General features: G+C 70.8%; 4 protein-coding genes. 3 read left to right on the forward strand and 1 reads right to left on the reverse strand.

Going from position 1 to position 2236, the window contains the following annotated elements; translation table 11 throughout:
• The first annotated feature begins 85 nt into the window (after positions 1 to 85).
• The 3 genes from WB508_RS04295 to WB508_RS04305 are packed head-to-tail and all read left to right on the forward strand — an operon-like array spanning position 86 to position 1998.
• On the forward strand, positions 86 to 685 hold the full coding sequence (locus tag WB508_RS04295) for a biotin transporter BioY (protein WP_423843648.1): 600 nt from the start codon (positions 86 to 88) through the stop codon (positions 683 to 685).
• A gap of 9 nt (positions 686 to 694) precedes the next feature.
• Positions 695 to 1390: an energy-coupling factor ABC transporter ATP-binding protein gene (locus tag WB508_RS04300; RefSeq protein ID WP_423843649.1), complete on the forward strand. Its 696-nt coding sequence runs from the start codon at positions 695 to 697 to the stop codon at positions 1388 to 1390.
• Positions 1387 to 1998: an energy-coupling factor transporter transmembrane component T family protein gene (locus tag WB508_RS04305; RefSeq protein WP_423843650.1), complete on the forward strand. Its 612-nt coding sequence runs from the start codon at positions 1387 to 1389 to the stop codon at positions 1996 to 1998. The genes WB508_RS04300 and WB508_RS04305 overlap by 4 nt, the downstream gene beginning before the upstream one ends.
• Before the next feature lies 1 nt (position 1999).
• On the opposite strand, the gene WB508_RS04310 is transcribed toward WB508_RS04305, so the two are convergent.
• A partial coding sequence (locus tag WB508_RS04310; protein WP_423843651.1) for an NADP-dependent isocitrate dehydrogenase occupies positions 2000 to 2236 on the reverse strand: 237 nt, incomplete at its 5' end.

The raw sequence follows: 2236 nt of genomic DNA on the forward strand, positions 1-2236 counted from the left end.
GTTGTTGGCCATGCGCCTAGCCTATCGACTAACCTGAACAGCGTTCACCTGATCACCGTTCAGGTGCTTGACCAGGAGAAACCCCATGACGTCGACCTCGACTCCCACCGGCACCGCCCGCAGCGGCATGAGCACCACGGACCTGGCGCTGATCGCCACGTTTGCCGCCCTCATCGCGGTGTGCGCGGTGTCGGCCGCACTGCCCTTTGGCGTGAACGGCGTGCCGATCACGCTGCAGATGCTGGCGATCTTCCTGGCCGGCGCTGTCCTTGGTGCGGTGCGAGGATTCCTGGCCGTGACCCTTTACGTGGTCGTCGGCGCTGCCGGGCTGCCGATCTTCGCTGGCGGTCAAGCAGGACTGGCCCCGTTCAGTGGCCCGACGTCGGGCTACCTGCTGGCCTTCCCGGTGGCCGCGCTGATCACTGGGTTCGTCGTCGAGCGATTCGCCGCGCGCGGCATCGCCGTGACGGCGCTCGTCGTGATCGTGGGTGGTGTGCTGGGCGAGGCCGTGGTGACGCTGGCCGGTGCCGCCAGCATCGCGATCACCGCTGACGTGTCCTACGCCAAAGGCGTCGGCTTCGCGCTGCCGTACGTGCCGGCCGACCTCGCCAAGCTGGCCATCGCCGCGGTCATCGCCGCAGCGGTGCACCGAGCGTTCCCCCAGCTGCTCACGCGCCGCCCGTAGGCTGCCGGGGTGGCGCACATCGAGCTCGACCGGGTCGAGGTCACGGCGGCCACCACCGCCGCCGATGTCACGATCCTGCGCGACGTCACCGCCACCCTCACGGAGCAGCGCGTCGCCCTGATCGGCGCCAACGGATCGGGCAAGTCCACGCTGGCCCGGCTACTCAACGGACTGGTGACTGCGACTGCAGGCCACGTGCGGATCGACGGCGTCGACGTCGCCGAGCACGGCTCGGCCATCCGGCGCCGGGTCGGCTTCGTCTTCACGAATCCCACATCGCAGCTGGTCATGCCGACCGCCGTCGAGGACGTGGCGCTCTCCCTGCGGCGCGACATCAAGCACCCGGACGAACGCGAGGCGCGGGCGCGCGCCGTGCTCGAGGAGTTCGGCCTCGGCCATCGCGCCGACACCAGCGTGCACGCCCTCTCCGGCGGACAGCAGCAGCTGCTCGCCGTTGCCGGCGTGCTGGCCACCAGACCCGATGTGATCGTCGCGGACGAACCCACCACCCTGCTCGACCTCGCGAACACCAGACTGATCGGCGATCTGCTGCTCGGTCTCGACCAGCAGGTCGTGCTGGCGACGCACGACCTCGATCTCGCCGCTCGATGCGACCGTGCCCTGGTGATCGCCGACGGCCGCATCGCCTTCGATGGACCCGCCGCCGAGGCCGTGTCGTTCTATCGCGCGCAGGAGTCGACGTGAGGGCCGTGAGCCTGGGCGTGCATCATCCGGGCACCACGCCGCTGCACCGGATCCCGGCCGGCCCGAAGCTCACCTTGCTGTTCGGCTACGGCATCGTCGTCGTGGCGCTGAGCGGACCATGGCCGCCGACCGCTGCGGTGGGCTTCTCGCTGCTGCTCGCCATGTCAGCGCGGGTGCCGCTGCGGGACCTGTGGCGGGGCCTGCGTCCGATGCTGCTGATCGTCGGCGTGCTCGCCGGGTTCCAGGCCTGGCAGCGCGGCTGGCCGGCCGCTGTCGAGGTTGCGGCCACCGTGCTGGCGCTGGTCGTCGCCGCCACGACCTTCACGGCCACCACCCCGACCGACCGGCTTCTCGACGCGATCACCCGCGGACTCGAGCCGTTCCGCCGATTCGGCATACGACCGGAGAAGGTGGCGCTGGCGTTCTCACTGATGATCGCCGCCATACCCCGCATCGCCGACATCGCCGCCGAGACCCGCGACGCCGCCCGCGCCCGAGGTCTCGAGCGGTCACCGCGGGCCTACCTGACCCCGCTGGCCATCCGCACCGTCGCCCACGCCCACGCCACCGGCGAGGCGCTCCAGGCCCGTGGCCTGGGCGACGACTGAGTCAGCCCAGGGTCGCGAGCGCCTCGGTCAAAGTGGTCGAGGGACGCATGATGGCGGTGGCCTTCTCGACGTCAGGCTGGAAGTAGCCGCCGATGTCGGCAGGTTCGCCCTGCACCGCGAGCATCTCGGCCACGATCGCATCCTCCTCGCCGGCCAGCTTCGCGGCCAGCGCGCCGAACGTCGACGCCAGCTCGGCGTCGTCGCTCTGCTGCGCCAGCTCCTGCGCCCAGTACAGCGC

Source organism: Aeromicrobium sp. (genome assembly GCF_049586495.1).
Classification (GTDB): Bacteria; Actinomycetota; Actinomycetes; order Propionibacteriales; family Nocardioidaceae; genus Aeromicrobium.

Excerpts from the sequence above, each read along its gene's own strand:
- WB508_RS04295 (WP_423843648.1), top strand. The coding sequence starts at position 86 with ATGACGTCGACCTCGACTCCCACCGGCACCGCCCGCAGCGGCATGAGC.